Origin of the sequence: Chryseobacterium sp. 22532, from assembly GCF_052044665.1 — a bacterium.
Taxonomy (GTDB): domain Bacteria; phylum Bacteroidota; class Bacteroidia; order Flavobacteriales; family Weeksellaceae; genus Chryseobacterium; species Chryseobacterium lathyri.
Genome location: NZ_JBQENJ010000005.1, coordinates 210,933 through 234,573 on the forward strand (window position 1 = coordinate 210,933; position 23,641 = coordinate 234,573).

Here is a 23,641-nt window from a genome sequence, read left to right on the forward strand (position 1 = left end):
AGTTTAAGGAATTCAAAGGTCTTTTTGTTTTATGGATTGTTTTTTTGAGGAAGACTATATTTCTCGTTTTTCAGAATGGCTGTAATGGCATCGGAAATTTCAAATAATCTTCCGTTGTAGTTGTTTCCCAATAGAATAATTGTAAATTTTTGATCCAGATCAGAAACTAAAAGGGCTTCATATCTTCCGGCTCTTCCATCGTGTACATGCTCAATTAATTTTCTATTTCTGTATTTTGCCTGTCCCAAAGCTGATTGGGTATCCGGCAGATCAAAATGCTGCCCCAGCTCAAACACTGAGTTGGCACTGATTATTTTATTGGAATGAAGGCAATCTTCCCATTTCAGCAAATCTTTAGTGGTTAAATAGGTTCCGCCTGTTATTGGTAATTCTTCTTTGTCTGCCACCAAATTATTATCAAATGCTTTGGCTATGTTTTTTTCATTTTCAAAAAGGGTCATCACGGAAGAAGTCATTTTACAGGGTTTGAAAATGAATTTTTCCACATACGTTTTAAAACCCACTCCGGTTAATCGCTCAATAATGAATTGGCGTAAAAACAGGTTATTGATGGTGTAATCGTAATGGGTACCGGGTTTGAAATCCAGTGAATCCACTAGTTTTAAGCCATCAAAAAGATCCTTATCATTCTTAATCTTTTTCCAGTTTACATCTGGAATGCCGCTTGTGTATTGTAATAGGTTTTTTATAGTGACTTCATTGGCCCATTTTGGTAACTCCGGAATGTATTTGGAAACATGATCTTCTATGTTCAATTTGCCCTGCTCCTGTAACTGCATCAATGCCACGGCACTAAATTCTTTGGTAATGGAACCGATATGGAACCTGTAATCAGGCGTTAGTTTTTTCGTTTTTGTGGCGTCTGTAAAGCCAAAAGAAGCGTTGTAAATGATTTTATTATTTTTTGATACCAAAACGTTTCCATTAAATACTCCAATCTGATTTGACCATTTCATCAGGGAATCTATCTGGCTGATTTTGTTTGTCTGGGCGAATGAATTATTTATGGGAAGTAGAAGAAGAATGAAAAATAGGAATAGTTGTTTATAATTTGGCATGATTAGTTTTTGTTATTTTCTTTTAGCATTTGTTCAATAATTTTATCATATTCTTTTTGTACTTCCGGTATAGTCCCGTGATCAGTTTCTGCATCATATTTTTCTTGAAAACTTAAGCATTCATCTTCAATTAGCTTGCTTAAGCTCAAAAATTTTGAACTGAAATCTTCTGATTTTTTTATTTCCTTATTAATCAGATTCTGCAATTTGTATGCGAAAACCTGAGCGATGTCAAAATGCTTTTGTTCGTGATTCAATAAATTATCAGAATAAAAGGATTCATTTAACCAGGATTTTGATTGATCGAATATGGCATAAGTCCTGATCTTCATTCTTCCTGTCCATATAGAATTCGAGACAATTTCATAGCCGATATTAAAGGCCGTTCCTGCATGATCAATTGTATTATTGTCAGGGATTTTTCCCTGAAAGTCACTTTGTTGTAATTTAAAATCAGGTCTCCATTCTATGGTTTGCGAATAAGATAAAAAACTGATAAAAAATATAATCACGGCTAGTTTATACTTCATTCTGAAATTATTTGCAATAATAATGATTGCTAATTTAAGTTTTTAATCTTTAGAAATTGCAGCATCCTTGTGAACGTTGGTTTCCACTGCACAAAATCTGCGAAAGTTCAAACATATATGTTTTTCACTAAAGTAATTTGTTTTTGTTAAAAATATTTTGTTGAAGGTCTTACGCAACTTGCGGGAAACAAAATACAACTGTGTTTTGTTTCCCGCAATAGTGTTTGTAATGAAATGCTATCCATTAGGCCCCTACTGATGGCGAAACAGTTAACTTAAGGTGGGGTTATCTTTATTTTTTCTTTCAATAATAAGGTACGCTGCATCCAGCATTTTGGTAAGATGAATGTATGGACTTATCATATTCCTTTCCGGTAGATTGTTGTAGATTCCCAGTGAGAAATAGGCCATTCCGGAAATAAAATAATCAAATTCCTTGATGCTGTATTCTTTGAAGGCTTTTCTAAATACCAACAGCGGATTTTGGTATTCCTTCTCGGATAGCAAGCCAAAAACCAACGGAGAAACATCTTCCAACGGAGCATTGACGGTCCTTTTCTTTTCCTGTAGTGCAATGGAGTAGCCTGCATGGATGAATGACCGCATAGCCTGCTGAAAATGAAGGATAACGGACGGATGTTCTTTTATCCAGCTATTTCTTTTTACCGCATAACTTATAATGTCGTTTAGCAGCTCTTTGGATGCTGTCAGGTCATTGAGTTTAAAATAGTTTTCCATTAGCTGTATGCCGCAATGTTTCTTCCGGCCTTTCCCAAGCCGAGATTGAAAGTCTGTTCTGTTTTTTTTCATGAGTTTGTATTTTTATACTGTACGATTTTACTGGCCGTAAAGGAGGAAGCCCGCCTGAACTTCCTGCCCATACAAGCCCAATGAATATGGTAGAATTTGTGTTTTTCTAAAAGCCCTAAAGCCGCAATGGATTGTACACCCCATTGTACCGTATCATGATACTTTATGATGTAAAGCAGGCTTAGAAAAGGATGATTGTAGAAAAGAGAACTGCATGAAAAATAAAAACGGCATGAGACTCTACAATATCCGACTTGAGGTACTGGTATACCGTGCAACAGATAAGAGAGCCCACGCCTAGGTCGTGAGCTTCTTGCTTATCTTCTCGTTGCTTTTAAATTACCAGTTTTCAAGTCGAGATTCTAAGCAATAGCTTCTATATTTCTTTGAAGTATCGCAAAATTACTCTAATGAGTAATCTTTTCCAAATATAATAAAAATATTCAATATTACCGAATTCGGTAATGGTAATTTATACTAATAATTACAATTTGCACTAAACAGTGCGATTATGAACGAGTTTAAGACTGATGAAATCAAAAGAATGGTCTCAGAAAAAATAAAAGAAATAAAAGGAGACACTCCTTATTCTAAGGTTTCTGAAAGATGTAATGTTACAGCTGCAAGAATTAGTGATGTTGCTAATAACAAGATTGATTGTCAACTTAGTACTTTTATTGAAATTGCAACAGGACTAAGAATACATCCTAAGGAATTATTTGATATTGTTTTTGATTTTGAAGGATATTATTCTGAATTAGATAAATAAAAACAAGCTCCTAAGCCTTCAGACTTCGGAGCTTGTTTTTATTTATCTAGGCCAAGGCCAAGGGACTTTAAGCAAAAAGGCATTCCGAAAATTTATATATTTCTATTTATCCCATTTATTCCTTCAAGTATATATATACTGTTACCAGTACTTAAGTATCTATTGAATGCATGTACAGGTACAGTTCTTCCACTTGATATATAATTAATAATTGTATGTAATAAGAATTGAAAATTTTCTTTTTCTTGTTGTAAAAAATAAAAAGAATTAGCATCTTTTTTTAGATAAACAATTTTATTTTCTTCTTTATTTCTGTAAAAGATTAACCCATTATTTAATATTGAAATTAAATTAACCTCCTCATTATTATTACATAATTTAAGATTTTCCTCAAATTTATTGACAAAAGTTTCAGGATTTAACTCTAGATTACCACACAAAGAAAAGAAAAAGATTTGGTCAAGAAATTTATTTTTTTGATCATAGTTTTCATCTCTAGAGCCTTCGAATGACGTTTTTGAATTATATTTTCTAAAAGAATAATACATTTTATCATTTCCAGGGAATCCGCTTTTTTTTAGTTCCGAATGGCGTATAAGTTTTTTGACTGATTTGGATTTTTCGAAGATATTTTCTAGTTCTCTAGATGTTAAAGAGCTTTTTACTTCACCTACTGCAATAACTCCTTCACATGGATAATATGTAGTTTCTGGAGATTCATTAATACAAAATACAGGACAGAATTCTTTTTCATATATTATTATATCTATCTGTTTACTACAATTGCCGTAACTGTCAATTATACAACCAGAACCGATACCCACTGAATTAGGTAATAACATTTCTAATTTTCTAATAACTTCTTTTTCTTTTGCACTTCCAATTAAAACCGGTGTTGTTGCATTACTAGCATAATCAAAATTCCTGATTAATTCTTCTGCTAGATGGTTTATATATTTTTTAAAATCAAATGACATATTGTTGTATTAAAATTGCAAGTAACGAACTGCGGATTGGCGATAGTGGTGGATTAGAAAGTCAAGACTTTTAATCTTGCACTAAGTTAATTTATATTTTTGCCTTTATCTTGTTTAAAATTTTAATGTATTCTTCATACTCTTGTTTTAACTTGCTTTCCTCGTCGCTTCCTAAATCATATAATTCAGCTCTATTTACGGACATTATATCTTTTGGTTTTTGTGGGCGAAAAGATAGATATGCTGTATACAGCTCGTTAATTTCTGTATTTTGTTTTGTTAGCTGTTGAATTTTTGAAATCTCTTTCGTAAAATTAGAAAAATTTTCCGCAATTATATTTTCTGTTTGTATAGCTTTATTTCCTGATTCAATGTGATAATTATAGAACTTAATTACATCATTTTCGTTAGGTTTCTCTAGATTTTCTTCATATTGATATTGTGCATACCAATAGTGCTTATGTGCTTTATGCATTGCAAGTTCATCGTAATTGTGTTTTATTAGAAAAATTAATTTTTCTAACTCAGATTTAGACTCAAGAATTTGATTTGTTTTTTCTTTTTTTTCTTTTCTAAAATCAAAAAATACTTGGGTTCCTAAAGTCAAAAAAGCACCAATTAATAATGGAATCAAGGTTTCCCAAATTGAATTTTCAGATTCTTTTTTATTAGACAAATTATTAAAATATTTTTCTAATGCTTCATTTTTGATTTCAATTTTTTGTACTCCATTTTTATGATTAACAATACTATTATTTACATTTGAAGTGTCTTTTTTCTGTGAAAATAATACAAGATGACTTAAGAAAAAGAAGGTCAGAAAAAGTTGTTTCATTTTAACGGAAATTTTTATAAAATTACAGCTAACATCCAGATTTACGAATTGCATTAATATATAATATATAAAATTGCGCTGATGTTATTTTGGCTTTAGCTATCTATTTGTTAATCATTAAATATAAAATATAAATATACTATTTCCTTACGGAAAACCATAATCCAAACAAAAAAACCGCCCTACAAAAAGTAGAACGGTTAGTATATTAATTTGCCTCGGTCGCTGACCGTTACATCATTCCCGGCATTCCGCCACCCATTGGCATAGCTGGTTCGTCTTTTTTCACTTCAGTGATTACACATTCAGTGGTTAAAAGCATTCCGGAAACAGAAGCTGCATTTTCAAGGGCAACTCTTGTTACTTTCGTAGGGTCAATGATTCCTGCTTCAAGCATGTTTACATACTCGTCAGTTTTAGCATTGTATCCGAAGTCTCCTGTACCTTCCGCAACTTTCGCTACGATTACAGAACCTTCACCACCTGCGTTGGCAACGATTTGTCTTAATGGCTCCTCGATTGCTCTTTTCACGATTCTGATCCCTGTAGTTTCGTCAGCATTGATCCCTGTAAGGTTTTCTAAAGCAGAGATTGCTCTTACTAAAGCAACACCACCTCCTGCAACGATACCTTCTTCAACGGCTGCTCTTGTAGCGTGAAGGGCATCATCTACTCTGTCTTTTTTCTCCTTCATTTCAACTTCAGAAGCTGCACCTACATAAAGTACGGCAACACCACCAGCTAATTTAGCCAATCTCTCCTGTAGTTTTTCTCTGTCGTAGTCAGAAGTAGTAGTTTCCATCTGAGCTTTGATCTGAGCTACTCTTCCTTTGATTTTAGCTTCATCACCACCACCGTTTACGATAGTTGTGTTATCTTTATCGATCGTTACTTTCTCAGCAGTTCCAAGCATATCCAGAGAAATGTTTTCCATAGTGAAACCTTGCTCTTCAGAAATCACCTGTCCGCCAGTTAAGATCGCGATATCTTCCAACATTGCTTTTCTTCTGTCTCCGAATCCAGGAGCTTTTACAGCAGCAATTTTAAGAGAACCTCTTAATTTGTTTACCACTAAAGTTGCTAAAGCTTCACCTTCCACTTCTTCAGAAATAATTAAAAGAGATTTTCCACCCTGTGCAATCGGCTCAAGAACCGGAAGCAATTCTTTCATGGAAGAGATTTTCTTCTCTACCAAAAGGATATAAGGGTTTTCTACTTCAGCTACCATTTTCTCAGGGTTAGTCACAAAGTAAGGAGACTGGTATCCTCTGTCGAACTGCATACCTTCCACAACGTCTACTGTTGTATCGATACCTTTAGCTTCTTCTACAGTGATTACCCCTTCTTTACCTACTTTTCCGAAAGCCTCAGCGATCAGAGATCCGATAGTTTCGTCGTTGTTTGCAGAAACTGAAGCTACCTGCTTCACCATTTCTGTAGAATCTCCAACTGTTTTAGACTGAGATTTAAGGTTTTCAACAACTGCAGTTACTGCCTTGTCGATCCCTCTTTTCAGATCCATTGGGTTAGCACCTGCAGCTACATTCTTAAGACCTTCTCTTACGATAGCCTGTGCCAATACAGTAGCGGTAGTAGTACCGTCTCCTGCGATATCATTGGTTTTGGAAGCCACTTCTTTTACCATCTGCGCCCCCATATTTTCTACTCTGTCTTCAAGTTCGATTTCTTTCGCTACAGAAACACCATCCTTAGTTACGTGAGGTGCACCGAAAGATTTCTCGATCACTACGTTTCTACCTTTTGGTCCTAACGTTACTTTTACTGCATTAGCCAATGCATCAACCCCTCTTTTTAAAGCGTCTCTTGATTCAATATCGAATTTTATTTCTTTTGCCATTTTTTGCTGTATTATTGTATTATTATGTACAATGTAAAATGTACTTTTTTATTTTTAAATAATTTGATTAAACGTTGTTAAAATACGTTGTACTCTGTACATCGTACTTTTTACAAATCTTACCCGATTACACCAAGTAAATCACCTTCCTTAACGATTAAGAAATCTTTTCCGTCTAATTTTAATTCAGAACCTGAATATTTTCCATAAAGAACTTTGTCACCTACCTGAACAGTTGTAGGCTCATCTTTTTTCCCTGGACCTACTGCTACTACTGTACCTTCCTGTGGTTTTTCTTTTGCGGTGTCCGGAATAATAATACCTGAAGCTGTTTTAGTTTCTGCAGCGATCGGCTCGATCAAAACTCTGTCTGCTAATGGTTTAAAGTTTACTGACATAATATATTTATTTTTAATTAATTCTCCGTTATAATTCTCTAAATGTATGCCATGAGAGATCTGTGGATGAAATGGCAGAATTTTATTTCCCAGTGTGAAAATTTGGCAGAAAAATGAAAAAAAATAAAGCCGGAAACTTCCGGCTTTTGTATTTAACTCTAATAATTCTGTGAATTAAGGGCAGTGCTGTCCCGGCCCGATCCAAAGGATGCATTTTCCCTGATCGTTCCATTCGCAGCAAACAACTCCGGCTGCGCCTCCAACGATGGATTTTTGAGCCTCTCTGCTTAATGATTTAGCGTTTTTCATAGATAATATTTTGTTTATTGTACATGCCTGAACATTTAATGTCAATCAGGATTTTGACGATTTGATGTGATAGTGTATGTCAAAGATAAAAAAAAATATGATCAGATTATACACTGTTTGTAGATTTATTTATGGAGTTTGTATTTTGATTTTCAATGTTTTAATGGTTGCTTTGTAGAAGGCTCCTGATATAGGCTTCTTAGCAGTACTCAAGATTAAAAAGAAAAAGTTTACCATTACGGTAAACTTTGTAGATCCATTATTTAATGGTTTCCAATGTCATTTTTCTACCGCCGAGGTCTATATCCTGTTTCAGGATCTTCCGGGTTTCGGTATCTATGTAATAAGTAACAATCGTTGTCTTATCTTTAATATCATCGGTTGTTTTTACAGCCCATACTTTTTTTCCGTTGTAATCTGTTTTCTTTACGTCCAGTATATAGGCTTTAATAAGTCCTTTCTTAGCATCCGGGTTATAATCGAAAATAGAGAGGTCAGCAGTATAATTTTCTTTCAGGGGAGAAAACCTGATCAGCATAGGGTAGCTGCTGCTGTCAAAATAATCTGCAGCATCCATTTCGATAGGGTCTTTTTTTTTGGATTTTTTATCCAGATAATATCCTGTTACCTTAGCCTTCCCTGATTTCAGAACCATATCTCTCATCATATTAAAAGACGAATGATAGACCGGTTCAAAGTTCGCTGTTTTTACAATGGTGGAATCTGTCCATTTAGCATCAGGTGCCTTTTTCAGCTTTACAGTAGTTTTGATGAGGAGATCCGTTTTGTTTAATTTTTTGAGTTCTGTAATTATGCTCCCGATTTCCATTTTTGTTCCTGCATTTTCAGCATACCAGACCGCTTCTGATGTTTCATCTTTGATCAGCTTAGGATCAATAGCGCTGTTGGCTGGTGTGAGCAGTTTTTGTGAAAATAAATTAACACTGCTTATTAATAACAATACAAGAAATGTTCTCATGATTTTTTATTAATAAGTGTTACTCATTTTCAAAAAGTTACAGCCTTATTTTCCTTGTCAGTAAAGTAGTATGCAGTAACTCAAATAGAGTGGGTTTTATTTTTCTGATTCTGATTTATTTTTGAAATCACAGCCCCGGAAACCGCAATGCTGATAAAGTTGGTAACAGATCTCGCCTCATTCATAAAACGGTCCACACTGTAAAGAAGAGCAATATCCGTTAACGGAATTTTTCCAAACCTGTTTAAAGTGAAAATAAGGGCCAGAAATCCTGAGCCCGGAACACCTGATGCTGTTTTCGAGGTTACGGAAATAATGACGAAAAGCCACAGATAATCGGTGACAGTCAAAGAAATGTTGTAAAACTGAATAAGAAAGCAGCAGGTCACGGCAATATAAATACAGGCTCCTGAAAGATTAAAATTATATCCCAAAGGAATGACAAACCTTAAAATTTTTCTGCTGTAGCCTTCAGATTCCATTTTTTCAAAGATGAGTGGAAATGCTGTTTTGGAAGATGATGTGGTAACTACAAGGATGATTTCTTCTTTTAAATCAAGTAAAAACTTCCAAAGCCGGATTTTGAACAGGTAAGAGACAATGCCTAAAATCCCAAAAATAAAGACAATATCAGCCAGATATACTGTTGCAACAACTTTACTGAGCGGTAGAAGCGTATTGATGCCATATACAGAAACTCCGTATGCAATGTTGCAGAATATGATAACGGGCAGAATAAGGTAGAGATACTTGATCACCGTATAAAAAACCTTGAGACCACGGTCCAATAGATTCAGGAATTTTTCTCTTGCACTGGAAAGATTCATGAAAATCCCGGCGACAATGGACACGATAAGAAAAATACCGTGTCTGTTGAGGTACAGGATACCGGATATACTTGTATTGTCAATTTCAAATGTTCTGGGAAGTGATTTACTGATCCTCGCAGGATCAATTCCCGTATCGGCTCCGGGTTTTACGGCAAAACCGAAAATAAATCCTAAAACAATGGCTACAGAGCTTATGATCAGAAAATACAGAATAGTTTTCCATACAATGCTGCTCGCATTTTTGATTCCTGACAGCTGGCAGATACCATACATGATCGCCATGAAAATAATGGGAAGGATGAGCATTTCCAGAATCATGAAAAAATACCGGCTTACCATTCCCAGCTGAATGCTTGCCTCAGGCGCATAATATCCTGTAAGCACTCCACCGAGAATTGCGGCAAATACATATAAGGTGAGATTTTTTAAATATCTTCCTGTGAATGTTTTTTTTGTTTCAAAAAGTTTCATCTGAATATGCTTATGCTTTCCGTACAAAGATCTGTTGTTTTTTTTACATCTGAAATATAATAGTAAGGGTAGGGAAGCGTGAGGCTGAAAGAACGAAGTTACTGAAGTTGGAAATAAAAGCTTCCAGCCGGTTTCTATTAATCTTTAAAATCTGCCCATTAATTTTATAACAGCGTCCAATATTAACTTCCATCCCCCTTCTTCCGGCTTCCAATCTTTAATGATCAGATAACTCCAAGAATCAGTGCTGCCAGCAGCATCACAATGGAGGATCCTAATGCCCATTTTAAAGTATATTTCAAATGATCAGAAAATTCTACACCTGCCAATGATACTAACAGATAAGTAGATGGAACCAGCGGGCTTAAAAGATGTGAACCTTGACCAATGAGACTCGCTCTTCCAAGAATTTCCGGTGAAATTCCCAGCTGATGCCCGGTAGCCACAATAATAGGCAATATTCCAAAATAATAGGCATCATTGGAAAGGAAAAAAGTAAGCGGAATACTGAAGAGTGCCGTTACAATATTCAGATAGCCCCCCCAGCTTTTAGGAACTATTTCTATCATGCTGTTTCCCATTGCCTGCATAATACCTGAACCATTCAGAATTCCGGTAAAAATTCCGGCTCCAAAGATCATTCCTGCCACAGATAAAGCATTTCCTGCATGTTTGGAGATTATTTTCTGCTGGTCTTTCAGTTTAGGGTAATTGATAATGGAAGCGATACAGAACGCGATCATAAAAGCAATGCCCAAAGGAACAATATCCAGGATCATGACCACTAAAAGTGTGATGGTAAGGGCAAGATTGATCAGGATCAGTTTCGGACGACGGAGCTTCGGATCTGCCTCGCCAATGATATCATTGCTGTTGTAATTGGTAAATTTCCCATGCTTTTCAATCCTTATTTTTTCTCTTCTTCCCAGAATGTAAGCCACAAAAATCACCCATAGAATGCCTATCGCCATAATGGGGATCATAGGGACAAAAATTTCTGTGTGCCCAAGCTTCAGTGAGCTCATTACCCTTGCCGTAGGTCCTCCCCATGGAAGAATATTCATGATTTGCCCGGCAAGCATAATGATGCAGGTCAGGATTAACGGGTTCATACCCTGTCTTTTGTAAAGCGGAAGCATGGCGGCCACCACAATCAGATAAGTGGAAGAACCGTCACCGTCCAGTGATACCAAGGCCGTAAGAATGGCGGTTCCTATCGTGGTTTTAATAGGATTATCCCCAACAGCTTTTAAGATTATATTTACTAAGGGCTCAAAAAGTCCCGTGTCGATCATTAAGCTGAAATATAAGATGGCAAAGATCAACATCACCCCTGTAAGTGCGATCTCTTTTACACCGTTTTTCATCATATCTCCCAGCTCAGGACCGAAACCCGCAAAAAGGGCTATGGTTACGGGTACGATGACCAAGGCTGTGAGCGGAGTCATTTTTTTGTTCATGATCAGGACCATAAAGATCAGGATCATGAGAAATCCAAGGAAAGTAAGCATAGATGATTTGATTTATAGTTATTTATTTTTGTTTTTTCTCCAGTCGAAGCTGTTTCTGTAGCCGATATAGCCGTAGTTGCTTGTAGATCCGGTCTCCAGCTGGTTGATAAAAGCTACTTCAATAGCAGAGTTTTTCCCCACTTTAACTCCGATGCCGGCCGTTAGACGGTTACTGTCAAACGGTTCATCCTTCACTACATTCATTCTTATTTCATTTTTCAGAATACCGTATAGTTTTTCTTTTTCTCCTGCTCTGTTAAAAGGAATTCTCAGTGAAATCAGATAACGCAGCCTGACGATGAATTCATCAGGATTGCTTATGAATCTTTCTTCTACACGGAAACGGTGTGAAACCGAAGTTCTCCCGATATTACTTCCCAGTGTCACCTGCTGGAAAGGCCTTTTTTCATACCTTTCTTTCTTTGTATTGTCAGATTTATAGGAATCCAGTACCAGAAACATAAATCCGGCAGCGGGCTTCACTTCATGGGCTACTTCGTAATCTACATAGGCAGATACCAGAAAAAGCCTGGTGTCATAAGCGAAATCAAAAGAACGGTATTGGGATAGAGCGGTCAAGGTGCTTTTATCCGTTAGTCTTGCCGACATGAGATACTGGAACCACATATTGTAGTTGTCCCGGCTTTGTGCATCTGCCAGGCGGATCATTCCAAACAGTAGAATAATGATTAATTTGAATTTAATTTTCATGTAATATTGAGTTAACATCCTGATGTCTCAAATATATTTATAAGAACCAGCCGCGGATTTATTTTTCAATCAATGACAGTTTTTATCAGTGAACTGCAGGATGGGCAGAAAAAGATGGTATATTTGAAAGATTGAAAATTGGGGTTTTTAGATGTTTTTAATTATCAATATTGTATTTATATTGTTGGTTTTCAGGATTTTGTTTAATGCAAAAGTTTTGAAAAGACTGATGGAATATCATTGGGGGTTTTTACTGAAGTTTCAGCATATTTTTTTCCTTTTGATCTTCGTTATCATCACTTTTTTTACCGAAAACTACTTTTTGGATGTTCCGGAACTTATCTGGAGTGTTTTATCTGTGATTATTTTTAATGTCGGAATTTACAGTCTTGTCTATTTTTATCTGGTCCCGGAATTTTATCTTTCCAATAAATATCCTGAGTTCATTCTCTTTGCGCTGATCACTTTTCTTGTCTCCAGCCTTTTCAGAATTCTGCTGGAACCGGCGGTTTTTAATATGAATTTTAATGAAAGCCTGTCCAATACCAAATTTTTATATAATGTCTATACGGCGCAGGGAATTGTCATACTTGTTGCCTCATTCCTGGGGATTACAAAAGATAAATTCCTCATTGAACAGGATTTTAAAGATCTTGGTGAAGAAAAAGACCAGCTGTATCTTGATCTTTTAAAATCTAAAATGAATCCCCACTTTTTGCTGAACACCCTCAATAATATTTATTCCAAAAGTTTCCAGCCCTCAGAAAATACCTCAGAATCTATATTACAGCTCAGTAAACTGCTTCAGTATATAATTTATGACACCAGTAAAGAGAAAATTTCCATGGCTCAGGAACTTTCATCGATCCGTTCTCTTGCAGGCTTGTATCAGCTAAAATATAATAATGTATTGAATATTGCTTTTACGATTGAAGATGAAGAAACCATTGAATTGATTGATGTTCCGCCTTCCGTATGCCTTACTCTATTTGAGAATGCCCTGAAACATTCAGCGGTGGGAATAGAAGAAGATAGCCATATTCATGTAAGCTATAAAATAAGGAATCAGGAACTTTTATTTGAGATCATAAATTCTATATCCAGGAAGAAGAATCTTGTCGGGAATATGAATGACAGCGGTTTGGGAAACGAAGCCGTTATCAATATTCTTGAAAAAAACTATGCAGGAAGATTTACTTTTATCTCCGAACCTGCGGAAAGCAACAACTATCAGACTATTTTAAAAATAAAATTGTAATGGCTAATCTGACGATCGTAAGTGTAGATGATGAATATCCGGCGCTTCAGCTTATTCAAAAGTATTGCGGACAAATGGAAGATGTAGATCTGCTGAAGTTTTTTCAGGATCCGGAAGAAGCATTGGAATATCTTAAGCAGAACAGGGTAGACCTGGTGATTCTGGATATCAATATGCCCTACATCAACGGAATTGAGCTTTTACATCAGTTACCTTATAAACCATTATGCATATTTCTCACTCTGGAAACGCAGTATGCCGTTAAAGCTTTTGAACTGGATGTTGTACATTATCTTGTAAAGCCTGTGGACTTTGAAACATTCCGGAAAGCGATTAACAAGGCAAAGGATTTCCTTCAGTTTAAAAACTCTGCGGAACAGCAGAAGAAGGAAGACTTTATCATGTTCAAATCCAATTACGTGATGCATAAAGTCCTTTTGGATGATGTACGGTGGGTACAGGGATTTGGAGAATATATCATCCTGATGACCCATCTTAAAAAGTATATGATCCTTGAGCGGATGTCGAATTTTGAAGAGAAATTTCAAAACCTGGGATTCATCAGAATTCACAAGTCATATATTGTCCTGTCTTCCCATATCAGTTCGTATGATACCGCTCATGTGTATCTAAAGGACGGAGAGAAGCTTCCGCTTGGAAGGACCTATAAAAATTCTTTGAAAGCTTACCTGAACTAATTTTAACAACAGCTTCATCAATCAATTTAAAAAAATGATTCACCCTTTGCAAACTTGAATTGTCGGAATATAGATGAAACTTTGCGTTTAAAAAAGCTCACAGATTAAGCTGGTTGAGCAGAACTTTTTCTTTTTCGGAATTATATAATTCAATAGGAGCGGGCTTTAGCCCGCTTAACAATTTTGCGGAAAAATGGCTTTAGCCAAAATGATTAACCCGCTAAATTTAATAAAAAAGGTTGCCTCAAATATGGACAACCTTTTATGTTTTATGTTATGATTTTTTCCCGGCCTGCATAGGATTTACCTTTCCGCTGGCACCACCTCTTACCGGGCCTTCTCCCTGTTTCTGTTTAAACAGCTGGAATTTTGAAACCTGAGTATCTGTACCGTTACTGCTCCATACATTATTGGAAGTGTCAATATCCGCTGTTTCTCTCATCGGGTCAAGCTGTATCGACTTGATTTTTTTGTCAAAATAATAAGTCTTGGAAACCTTCTGTTCATTCTGTCTCCAGATCTGTGCAGATGATTTATCATACAGTTTTGTTCCGTCTTCAAAAGTGAATTCAAGGATAATTGGCATTACGAGTCCACCTTTATTGACAAAGTCGATCTGGTAGCCGGTAAGATTTTTGAACTTCTCTTTATCCTTAGCATCCAGAGGAATACCTGCTTCTGTTTTTACGGTGTATTCTTTTTCAGTATCTAATTTTTCCTGACCTCTGTCATATCGGTAATAGAAATCCTGCAGCTCTTTATCTTTATCTACGTAGAACGTAATGTTTTTATCCTCTTTATTTCTGATTTTAGAAATATCTTCAAAAGTATTCTGAAGAGGTTTTTCCACCTTATATTTTGTTTCTTTAGCTTCCTTTGGAGGAGTATTAAGGTCCGGAACTGCTACAGTTACTTTATCAATAGCGATATCTACAGGATCCGTTCCGTAGAACCATCCTCTCCAGAACCAGTCGAGATCCTCACCGCTGGCATCTTCCATGGTACGGAAGAAGTCTGCAGGTTCAGGGTGTTTGAATGCCCATCTTTTTGCATAGGTTTTAAAAGCTTTATCGAATAATTCTCTTCCCATGATTGTCTCACGAAGAATATTTAATCCGGTAGCCGGTTTTGAGTATGCATTCGGGCCAAACTGAATAATATTTTCAGAATTACTCATAATCGGTTCCAGTTGATCTTTAGGAAGCTTCATATAATCGGTAATTGTCCAGGCCGGGCCTCTTTTGGATGGGAATTTATTGTCCCATTTTTCTTCAGTAAGGTATTCCGTGAAGGTGTTCAATCCCTCATCCATCCAGCTCCACTGTCTTTCATCAGAATTGATGATCATGGGGAAAAAATTGTGACCAACTTCGTGAATCACAACTCCGATCATTCCATTTTTGGTCCCTTCGGAATAGGTCCCGTCTTTTTCCGTTCTGCCAAAATTGAAGCAGATCATAGGATATTCCATTCCGTTGGCTGCCTCTACAGACTGCGCTACAGGATATGGATAAGGAATCGTGAATTCTGAATAGGTTTTGATGGTATGGGCAACTGCTTTTGTTGAATATTTTCTGTAAAGTCCATAAGCTTCTTTTGGATAGAAACTCATCGCCATTACTTTGTTGTTGTTTTCTGGAATGGTAACGCGCATTCCGTCCCAGACAAATTTTCTGGATGAGGTCCATGCGAAATCTCTTACATCACTGGCTTCAAAGCTCCATGTTTTTCTCTGTTTAGAATGATTTTTTTCAGCTTTTTTCGCCTCGTCCAATGTTACGATTTCTATAGGTTCAGCAGCATTTTCAGCCTTTCGGTATCTTGCCATCTGATCCGAAGTTAAAACCTGCTCATAATTTTTACATTCTCCGGTTCCGCCCACAATATGGTCTGCAGGTACATTCATTGAAACTTTAAAATTTCCGAATACCAATGCAAATTCACCACGCCCTGTGAATTGGTGGTTCTGCCATCCGTGAAAATCACTGTATACGCACATTCTCGGATACCATTGTGTCATGGTGTACAGATCATTTCCGTCTTCGGCAAAGTTTTCATAGCCACCGCGGCCGCCCATTTTGATTCTGTTCGGGATATTATAATTCCAGTCTATTTTGAAGACCAGCTTTTCTCCTTTTTTCAATACTTTTGGCAAATCAATGCGCATCATCGTCTTATTCACCGTATATTTCAGGGGATTTCCTGAGGCATCCGTCACCTTCTCAAGGTTCACGCCATAGCCGTTGTCCTTTTCAGGCAGATCGGTGACTTTCAGCTGCTGATCGTTAGAAGAAGCCGGAAGGGTAGAAGGGAAAGCAAAACCGGCATTTTTTACAGTGGACTGTTCGTTTTCATCCAGCTGAAGCCAGATATAATCCAGATCATCCGGGGAATTGTTATAATAAGTAATAGTTTCTGAACCTTTCAGATTTCTTTTATCTTCATCAAGGTAGGCTGTAATATCATAGTCTGCCCTGTTCTGCCAGTATCCCTGGCCGGGAGCCCCGGAAGCCGTTCTGTAAATATTAGGAGTGGGAAGAATAGTCCCGAGCTGCTCGAATCTGTTTCCGTGGTTACTTCCAGGATTATTCTGAATGTTTTGTGCGGTGAAGCCTGTATATGCGAATACAGAAAATGAAAGTAGGGCTGCTTTTAATTTCATTACCGGATTGATTTAATAGTTATCAAAGATAATAATAAGTCGTTGAAAAATTAAAAATGTTTCAAAGTTAAAAAGGAATTCTTTCTAAAGTCATTTTTAAAGCCAATGCGAATACTCCGGAAGATACGAACAGGACCCAGTCTTTTTTGTTAACCTTAAAAATGCTCAGCAAAATAAATAAAAGGATAAGAATCCCTAAAACAATAACGATCTGACCCAATTCCAGCCCGATATTAAAGCCTAATAACGGTATGGCGATACTCTGGCTTTTGGCGATCATCACTCTTGCCGTATTCGCAAACCCCATTCCATGGATAAGCCCAAAGATGGTTGCCAGATAATAATTGGTCCGCATCAGGGTCTGCTTTTTGTTTTTCATCAGAATATTATCCAGAGAGGTAAGGACAATCGTGAGCGGAATTAAGAATTCTACCCAGGCAGAGGGAACTCTGAAAATATCGAGAATACTCAATGCCAATGTGATAGAATGTCCTATTGTAAAAGCAGTCACAAGGATCAGTATTTTTTTCCAGTCACTGTAAGAATATACGGCAATCAGAGCGAGGACAAATAATTGATGGTCCAACGCATCCAGAGAAATAATATGCTCCCAGCCAAGGTTTAAATAGAAGAGAAAATCCTGCATCATAACGTAAAAATATAATGCGTACGAAAATAATGATTAATTTCGAACAAATTTTAAAGGTCAGGGCATATGAAGAATTTATGGCTGTTTTTATTACCGGTATTTTTTTTATTCTCTTTTTCAAAGGTGAAGCATCCTTATCATGTAGGTTCTGTTGAAATTAATTATAATTCCAAATCCAAATCTTTTGAGATCACAGGCCGTTTTTTTCTTGATGATCTGGAAAATGCATTAGGCAAAAAATATGGAAACTCTTTCCATTTTAATGACGAAAAATACAAAGCCAGGCTCAATGAAGCTCTGGAAAAATATTGTGCAGAATATTTCAAATTAAAAGCTGACGGAAAGTTTTTAAGAATAAATTACGTAGGATATGAAGAAGATAGTGAATCTGTGAATGTTTTTCTTGAGTCGGAAACCCTTAATACGCCTAAAAAAGTGGAGGCGGCGGTCAGTTTTCTGTACAATCTTTTTGATGATCAGATCAATATTGTTCACATGATTGTGAATGGTGAGAGAAAAAGTGAAAAGCTTACCTATCCCAACCGATATTTATACAGGCAGTTTTAATTGGCAACTTTTCCTTTGTCTATTATAAATTTAAACAAGTATTAAATCACTAATTATTGATTAATAGTCTTGATTGGTCTCTATGTTTAAATTATTTGTAATGACTATTTTTCAATAAATTTAATATTTAGTTATTAATTATTTAAAATTAGGTATTATTTATTAATTAATGCCTATTATATTTTGTTTTTTGCTTTAAAAAAATTATATTTGTGTGTAGTTGTTTTTTTAATTAATCATTTCTTAAAAAGAAATTTTCACTGAAATCATCATTTGTAAATGAAATAAAAAGCCATAAGCTGATTAGAAATAAGTGGAAACCTTAATAATGAAACAGATGCTCTAATTTGTACCCTAAGAAGTCTTTGTTGATCAGTTAGGGATTAATAAAAGCGAAAGTCAAAAAATGAAGGTGCTAAATAACAGTTTTTATACTACGATTAATGCAATGTGAAAATTTCCCATTATCACATTAAGGCAGCAGATTCTAACAACACAAATTGTTAAAAAAAGCACTTACGTTCCCTGTAAGTGTTTTTTATTTATGATCCATTTGAATCATTGCATTGATTCCTTTAACGTGATCAAGAAGATCAGGAAAAAAATTGTTATAACATTCCTGAAGAAAAGGTTTATTTTCCAGGAATGCTTCGAAAACGGGAATGTCAGGATTCAGGTATTTTGCTTTATTGAGAACATTACGCATGCTGAACTTAATGCCCCAATCTTCACGGTAATTATACAGCCAGTCATCTTTTTCCATTTTAGCCAACATGAGTTTGAAGTTTTCGGGAAGCCATTCTTCATGTTCATTAAGAACTCTATATACCCGTAAGGAATGTGCCTTCCATTCAGCTAAAGAATTCAGGGAAAGATCAGTGGCTACAAAATAATCCATGGCAACATCTACAAAAGCACCTGCATACAATCTGACCAAAGGAGAGAAAACCTTTTTAGCTTCATGAATAGCGGGATGGGAATCTGTAAATGTATCTACAGCCCTGTGTATCGTAATTCCATCCTGAATGTCCTTTGGAAAGGAATAGCGGTCTTTGTTCCGGATAAAATCTTCAAGAAACTGTCCTACAATCTGTCCGTCAGAAAAGGTGAGAAAGGAATGAGCAAGATAATTCATAGATTAAAGATAGAGATTAAATATGAATGGTGAATAATTAATCCGCTTTGCTATATCAGTTAATGAACCTACAATATTTTAAAAGATTCTCTCGTGGAAATCTTCAATTTTGCTCACTTCCTCAATTTTAATTCCAAATTTTCTTTTCGGTATTTTATTAAGATTCGATACAAATATTTTTTCGTAACCTAATTTTTCAGCTTCTGTAATTCTCTGTTCCACCTGTGCTATTGGCCGGATCTCACCACTTAATCCGATCTCGCCTGCAAAACAGTAATGCTCGGAAATGGCAATATCTTCGTTGGACGACAGGATGGAGGCTACCACGGCAAGATCTAATGCCGGATCATCTGTTTTTATGCCTCCGGTAATATTTAAAAAGACATCCTTAGCCCCAAGCTGGAATCCTGCACGTTTTTCCAGAACAGCCAGAAGCATATTCAGCCTTTTTGCGTCAAATCCGGTAGAGCTTCTCTGTGGGGTCCCGTAAACAGCAGTACTCACTAATGCCTGGATCTCCAGAAGCATAGGCCGGTTTCCTTCCAGAGTGACTGCCACGGAATTGCCGGAAAGCTCTTCAAATTTCTTGGTAATAAGGATCTCAGAAGGATTTCTGATTTCTTTTAAACCCTGTGAAACCATTTCATAGATACCAATTTCAGAAGTAGACCCAAAACGGTTTTTATTGGCCCTGAGCAGTCTGAAAAGATGGTTTCTGTCACCATCGAAATTTAAAACCACATCTACCATATGCTCCAGCACTTTTGGGCCGGCAATCTGGCCGTCTTTTGTAATATGGCCTACCAGGAATACGGGGGTATTGTTCTCTTTTGCAAATTTTATAATTTCATTCGAACACTCCCTGATCTGGGAAACGGTTCCGGGTGAACTTTCGATCAACTGAGACTGTAAGGTCTGGATAGAATCAATGATTATGAAATCCGGTTCCAGCTTTTTGGCTTCGTGGAGAATCTTTTCCAGTGAAGTTTCCGTAAAAAGGAAACAGTTCGGATTCTGAACATCTGTCAGCCTGTCTGCCCTCATCTTGATCTGTGAAGCACTTTCTTCTCCGGAAACATAAAAGATTTTTTTCTTCATCTTTAAAGCAAGCTGAAGCAGAAGTGTAGATTTTCCGATTCCGGGCTCTCCTCCGATCAGTGTGACAGAACCCAGCACAATACCTCCGCCCAGAACACGGTTTAACTCTTCAGAAGGTGTTTTTATTCTCGGTTCTTCGCTGGTCTCAACTTCAATAATGTTGATGACGTGCTGTTTTGATTTTGAAAACGGCGGAGTTTTGGATGAGGTTTTTTCTACGACTTCCTCCACAAGGGTATTCCATTCGCCACAATTTTTGCACTGCCCCATCCATTGGGAATATTGAGTTCCGCAGTTTTGACAGAAATATGCTGTTTTCAGTTTTGCCATACTGCGAAGTTAAAAAAAATGAATGTCCTTTCAGAATTTTAATTAATTTCCAAACATGAAAAATATTTTAATGAGAAGTTTGGTCATATTTATTGTGATGAGTCTTCTTAATGCCCAATTCAGCGAATGGACATTACGTTTTTTAAAAGAAAAATCAGACGGAATTGCCCTGGTGCCAATTGGGGTTTTAGTGGAATGTATTATTGTAACAATTGTCAGTTTTATTACGATATTAATCTTCAGAAAGAATTATAGTTCAGTTTTAAAAATTGTGGTTTTATTTGAAATCATTTATTTAATAACATTAATTATTTCTGGAACGGACCCCTTTGCTTATTTTTCAAATAAAACAGATGCCGGACTTCTTGCTTTATTCCTTTATGTTAATTCACTCGTTGTATTTCTGATCATATTTGTCTTCAACTTGTTATATTCTAAAATAATTTCATCTAAAATTAAAAACTAACCTACATCAAGAACAGGATAATCAATATGTGTTATCTTTACTCAACTAAAATTAAGTTATTATGAAAAAAGTATTTTTATCTTTCGTTTTCACACTGTTAAGCGTTCTGGGTTTCGCACAAACTGAATGGGCAGTAGATCCTATGCATTCTTCGGTAAACTTTAATATCAAGCATATGGGGATTAGCTTTGTACAGGGACGTTTCGATTCTTTTAAAGGAAGAGTAACGACTGAAGGCACTAATTTAGATAATGCCGTTTTCGATTTTGGAGTAGAGGTGAGCTCTATTAACACAGGAGTAGAAATGAGAGACAGACATCTTAAAAGCGCTGATTTTTTTGATGTGGAAAAATACCCGGCAATAAGCTTTCACAGTACCTCTATTACCAAGGATAAAAATTCATACATCCTGAAAGGAACCCTGAAAATTAAAGAGACTGTAAAGGAAATAAGTGTTCCGGTAACATTCGGAGGAGTCACTAAAAACCAACAGGGAAAAGAGGTAATGGGTTTTCAGACAAAATTCACAGTTAACCGCTTAGACTATGGAATTAAATACGATCCTACCGGTGCAGGAGTAGCTAAAGATGTGGAAGTAAGTCTATATTTTGAGTTGATAAAACAATAATTTTGTAAATAATTAAATTCAAAAGGTTTTTCAAGTGATTGAGAAGCCTTTTTTATGGTCATTAATTTTTCCCGTTGGTCAACATCCTATCAGATTAAAAAGACATTCTTATGCAAAAGGTAATACGGGTGGCAGCTGTTGGAATTTCGGTTTTAATTTGTATGCCGAAATCATGATGGTTATCGCATTTTGTCATTGCGTTTATGAAAATATGGATGAAATTTTTAATCAGAATTTATAAATGATACAGGAGGTTTTTCGGTTTTCAAAATTTAAAAAATTGCTTTGTATCTCTTTTTCCCATAACTTTGCACAAACCTAATCTAATGAGTAAAAAGAATACAAAGTACATCTTTGTGACAGGAGGTGTAACTTCATCTTTGGGAAAAGGAATCGTGTCTGCTTCTCTGGGACTTTTGTTAAAATCACGCGGTTTTAGCGTAACGATCCAAAAACTGGATCCTTATATCAACATCGACCCCGGAACACTGAATCCATATGAACACGGAGAATGCTATGTAACCGAAGATGGTGCAGAAACGGATCTGGATTTAGGTCATTACGAGCGTTATTTGGATGCTCCTACCTCCCAAAACAACAACGTTACTACTGGGAAAATCTACCAAACAGTTATTGAAAAAGAAAGAAAAGGAGATTTCTTGGGAAAAACGGTTCAGGTAATTCCTCATATCACCAACGAGATCAAAAGAAGAATTAAAATGCTTTCCAAGCAGAACTACGATATCATCATTACTGAGATCGGAGGAACGGTAGGAGATATTGAATCTCTTCCATACATTGAAACTGTACGTCAGCTAAAATGGGAGCTTGGTGAGAAGAATTCTATGGTGATCCACCTTACCCTGTTGCCTTATCTGGCTTCAAGCGGTGAATTGAAAACAAAACCTTCACAGCATTCCGTTCGTCAATTGATGGAAAGCGGAATTATGGCAGATGTATTGGTTTGCAGAACAGAACATAATATTCCAAAAGATCAGAGAGCGAAATTAGCTCAATTCTGTAATGTGTCTCTGGATAATGTTATTGAATGTAAAGATCTTGAAACGATCTATGAAGTTCCAATGTATCTTCAGAAACAAAATTTTGACGATGTCGTTTTAAAAGAACTGGATCTGAAAAATGATAAAGAAGCTGATCTGAAAGATTGGAAAACTTTCCTTAAAAAATTCAAAAACCCTAAAAGAACTGTAGAAATTGCCTTGGTAGGAAAATATATTTCTCTGCAGGATTCTTATATTTCTATTGCTGAAGCTTTCAAACATGCAGGGGCAAGTCTTGAAACTGAAGTGAAAGTAAGATGGGTATACAGTGGAGATATCACTGCTGAAAATATTAAAGAGACTTTAAATGGGGTAGACGGAATCCTTATTGCTCCAGGTTTTGGCGATAGAGGAATTGAAGGAAAAGTGCTTACAGCTCAATATGCAAGAGAAAATAAAGTTCCGATGCTGGGAATTTGCCTAGGAATGCAGATCATGACAATTGAATTTGCAAGAAATGTTCTTGGTCATACCAAGTCGAATTCAATGGAATTTGACACCTCTACACCGGATCCTGTAATTTCTATCATGGAAGAACAGAAAAATATCGTAGACAAAGGAGGCACAATGCGCCTTGGAGCTTGGAAATGTTCATTGAAAAACGGTTCCAAACTATACGATATCTACGGAACTAAAAATATTACAGAAAGACACCGTCACCGTTATGAATTTAACAGTGATTATCTTCAGGAATTTGAAAAGAACGGATTCCTGGCAACAGGTACCAACCCGGAAACAGGTCTGGTAGAGGCTCTTGAACTTCCTGACCATCCGTTCTATGTAGGAGTGCAGTACCACCCTGAATACAAAAGTACAGTAGCAACGCCGCACCCTCTATTCAGAGCCTTTGTCAAGGCTTGCGAAAAGAAATAAGGTAATTATTTACTATAAACGTCTTAAAATAAACTCAGGCTGATTATTCTCAGCTTGAGTTTATTATATAGTAACATGGTAATGCATAGAGTTTTGATAAAAAAACAGTATTTTTGTCAGCTCAAAAAGCAGCATATTGTGATGCTTGA

General features: G+C 36.3%; 23 protein-coding genes. 7 read left to right on the forward strand and 16 right to left on the reverse strand.

The window, feature by feature from the left end:
* Positions 1 to 29: 29 nt before the first annotated feature.
* The 3 genes from ACTJIV_RS15110 to ACTJIV_RS15120 form a co-directional block, all read right to left on the reverse strand.
* Complete coding sequence (locus tag ACTJIV_RS15110; protein WP_440628428.1) at positions 30 to 1,079, reverse strand: serine hydrolase domain-containing protein; 1,050 nt, start codon at positions 1,077 to 1,079, stop codon at positions 30 to 32.
* 2 nt (positions 1,080 to 1,081) lie between these two features.
* The gene (locus ACTJIV_RS15115) at positions 1,082 to 1,609 is read right to left on the reverse strand and encodes a hypothetical protein (protein WP_223560279.1); all 528 of its coding nucleotides are present in this window, start codon (positions 1,607 to 1,609) and stop codon (positions 1,082 to 1,084) included.
* A 270-nt stretch (positions 1,610 to 1,879) separates the two neighbouring features.
* Positions 1,880 to 2,419 carry a hypothetical protein gene (locus tag ACTJIV_RS15120; protein ID WP_440628430.1) on the reverse strand — a complete coding sequence of 180 codons (540 nt, stop codon included), beginning with the start codon at positions 2,417 to 2,419 and terminating at the stop codon, positions 1,880 to 1,882.
* Positions 2,420 to 2,930: 511 nt separating this feature from the next.
* Here ACTJIV_RS15120 and ACTJIV_RS15125 point away from each other — a divergent pair.
* Positions 2,931 to 3,188 carry a helix-turn-helix transcriptional regulator gene (locus tag ACTJIV_RS15125; protein ID WP_111955277.1) on the forward strand — a complete coding sequence of 86 codons (258 nt, stop codon included), beginning with the start codon at positions 2,931 to 2,933 and terminating at the stop codon, positions 3,186 to 3,188.
* A 92-nt stretch (positions 3,189 to 3,280) separates the two neighbouring features.
* Here the strand turns inward: ACTJIV_RS15125 and ACTJIV_RS15130 are convergent, their stop codons facing one another.
* From ACTJIV_RS15130 to ACTJIV_RS15170, 9 genes are all read right to left on the reverse strand, one after another.
* Positions 3,281 to 4,165 carry a DUF6602 domain-containing protein gene (locus tag ACTJIV_RS15130; protein WP_440628432.1) on the reverse strand — a complete coding sequence of 295 codons (885 nt, stop codon included), beginning with the start codon at positions 4,163 to 4,165 and terminating at the stop codon, positions 3,281 to 3,283.
* 91 nt (positions 4,166 to 4,256) lie between these two features.
* Complete coding sequence (locus ACTJIV_RS15135) at positions 4,257 to 5,000, reverse strand: hypothetical protein (protein ID WP_146897141.1); 744 nt, start codon at positions 4,998 to 5,000, stop codon at positions 4,257 to 4,259.
* A gap of 232 nt (positions 5,001 to 5,232) precedes the next feature.
* Positions 5,233 to 6,858, reverse strand: a complete 1,626-nt coding sequence (groL, locus tag ACTJIV_RS15140; protein WP_111955271.1) for a chaperonin GroEL — start codon at positions 6,856 to 6,858, stop codon at positions 5,233 to 5,235.
* 119 nt (positions 6,859 to 6,977) lie between these two features.
* Positions 6,978 to 7,256, reverse strand: coding sequence for a co-chaperone GroES (locus tag ACTJIV_RS15145; RefSeq protein WP_034723531.1), 279 nt, complete (start codon positions 7,254 to 7,256; stop codon positions 6,978 to 6,980).
* Positions 7,257 to 7,430: 174 nt separating this feature from the next.
* Entirely contained in the window at positions 7,431 to 7,565 is a 135-nt protein-coding gene (locus ACTJIV_RS15150) for a hypothetical protein (protein WP_440628435.1), read from the reverse strand.
* Positions 7,566 to 7,824: 259 nt separating this feature from the next.
* Positions 7,825 to 8,544 carry a DUF3108 domain-containing protein gene (locus ACTJIV_RS15155; RefSeq protein WP_440628437.1) on the reverse strand — a complete coding sequence of 240 codons (720 nt, stop codon included), beginning with the start codon at positions 8,542 to 8,544 and terminating at the stop codon, positions 7,825 to 7,827.
* 80 nt (positions 8,545 to 8,624) lie between these two features.
* The gene (locus ACTJIV_RS15160) at positions 8,625 to 9,845 is read right to left on the reverse strand and encodes a dicarboxylate/amino acid:cation symporter (RefSeq protein WP_440628439.1); all 1,221 of its coding nucleotides are present in this window, start codon (positions 9,843 to 9,845) and stop codon (positions 8,625 to 8,627) included.
* Between the two features lie 224 nt (positions 9,846 to 10,069).
* On the reverse strand, positions 10,070 to 11,356 hold the full coding sequence (locus ACTJIV_RS15165) for a CitMHS family transporter (RefSeq protein ID WP_111955263.1): 1,287 nt from the start codon (positions 11,354 to 11,356) through the stop codon (positions 10,070 to 10,072).
* A gap of 18 nt (positions 11,357 to 11,374) precedes the next feature.
* Positions 11,375 to 12,067, reverse strand: a complete 693-nt coding sequence (locus ACTJIV_RS15170; protein WP_111955261.1) for a DUF2490 domain-containing protein — start codon at positions 12,065 to 12,067, stop codon at positions 11,375 to 11,377.
* 151 nt (positions 12,068 to 12,218) lie between these two features.
* Here ACTJIV_RS15170 and ACTJIV_RS15175 point away from each other — a divergent pair, with 151 nt between their 5' ends.
* Positions 12,219 to 13,325, forward strand: coding sequence for a sensor histidine kinase (locus ACTJIV_RS15175; protein WP_440628442.1), 1,107 nt, complete (start codon positions 12,219 to 12,221; stop codon positions 13,323 to 13,325).
* The gene (locus ACTJIV_RS15180) at positions 13,325 to 14,023 is read left to right on the forward strand and encodes a LytR/AlgR family response regulator transcription factor (protein ID WP_440628444.1); all 699 of its coding nucleotides are present in this window, start codon (positions 13,325 to 13,327) and stop codon (positions 14,021 to 14,023) included. Before ACTJIV_RS15175 ends, ACTJIV_RS15180 begins: the two co-directional genes overlap by 1 nt.
* A 274-nt stretch (positions 14,024 to 14,297) precedes the next feature.
* Here the strand turns inward: ACTJIV_RS15180 and ACTJIV_RS15185 are convergent, their stop codons facing one another.
* Together ACTJIV_RS15185 and ACTJIV_RS15190 are read right to left on the reverse strand one after the other, a co-directional pair.
* The gene (locus tag ACTJIV_RS15185; RefSeq protein ID WP_440628446.1) at positions 14,298 to 16,685 is read right to left on the reverse strand and encodes a M1 family metallopeptidase; all 2,388 of its coding nucleotides are present in this window, start codon (positions 16,683 to 16,685) and stop codon (positions 14,298 to 14,300) included.
* A gap of 67 nt (positions 16,686 to 16,752) precedes the next feature.
* Positions 16,753 to 17,331 carry a HupE/UreJ family protein gene (locus ACTJIV_RS15190; RefSeq protein WP_440628647.1) on the reverse strand — a complete coding sequence of 193 codons (579 nt, stop codon included), beginning with the start codon at positions 17,329 to 17,331 and terminating at the stop codon, positions 16,753 to 16,755.
* A 69-nt stretch (positions 17,332 to 17,400) separates the two neighbouring features.
* Here ACTJIV_RS15190 and ACTJIV_RS15195 point away from each other — a divergent pair, with 69 nt between their 5' ends.
* Positions 17,401 to 17,901 (forward strand): DUF6702 family protein, encoded by a 501-nt coding sequence (locus ACTJIV_RS15195; protein WP_223560267.1) that lies wholly within the window; start codon positions 17,401 to 17,403, stop codon positions 17,899 to 17,901.
* 538 nt (positions 17,902 to 18,439) lie between these two features.
* Here ACTJIV_RS15195 and ACTJIV_RS15200 read toward each other — a convergent pair.
* Both ACTJIV_RS15200 and radA read right to left on the reverse strand, forming a co-directional pair.
* Positions 18,440 to 19,036, reverse strand: coding sequence for an ACP phosphodiesterase (locus ACTJIV_RS15200; protein WP_440628448.1), 597 nt, complete (start codon positions 19,034 to 19,036; stop codon positions 18,440 to 18,442).
* Positions 19,037 to 19,114: 78 nt separating this feature from the next.
* Positions 19,115 to 20,464: a DNA repair protein RadA gene (gene radA / locus ACTJIV_RS15205; RefSeq protein WP_111955249.1), complete on the reverse strand. Its 1,350-nt coding sequence runs from the start codon at positions 20,462 to 20,464 to the stop codon at positions 19,115 to 19,117.
* Between the two features lie 55 nt (positions 20,465 to 20,519).
* On the opposite strand from radA, the gene ACTJIV_RS15210 reads away from it, so the two are divergent.
* The 3 genes from ACTJIV_RS15210 (at position 20,520) to ACTJIV_RS15220 (ending at position 23,492) form a co-directional block, all read left to right on the forward strand.
* Positions 20,520 to 20,930, forward strand: coding sequence for a hypothetical protein (locus ACTJIV_RS15210; RefSeq protein WP_440628450.1), 411 nt, complete (start codon positions 20,520 to 20,522; stop codon positions 20,928 to 20,930).
* Positions 20,931 to 20,991: 61 nt separating this feature from the next.
* On the forward strand, positions 20,992 to 21,558 hold the full coding sequence (locus tag ACTJIV_RS15215) for a YceI family protein (RefSeq protein WP_111955245.1): 567 nt from the start codon (positions 20,992 to 20,994) through the stop codon (positions 21,556 to 21,558).
* A gap of 326 nt (positions 21,559 to 21,884) precedes the next feature.
* Positions 21,885 to 23,492 (forward strand): CTP synthase, encoded by a 1,608-nt coding sequence (locus tag ACTJIV_RS15220; RefSeq protein WP_111955241.1) that lies wholly within the window; start codon positions 21,885 to 21,887, stop codon positions 23,490 to 23,492.
* The last annotated feature ends 149 nt before the right edge of the window (positions 23,493 to 23,641 follow it).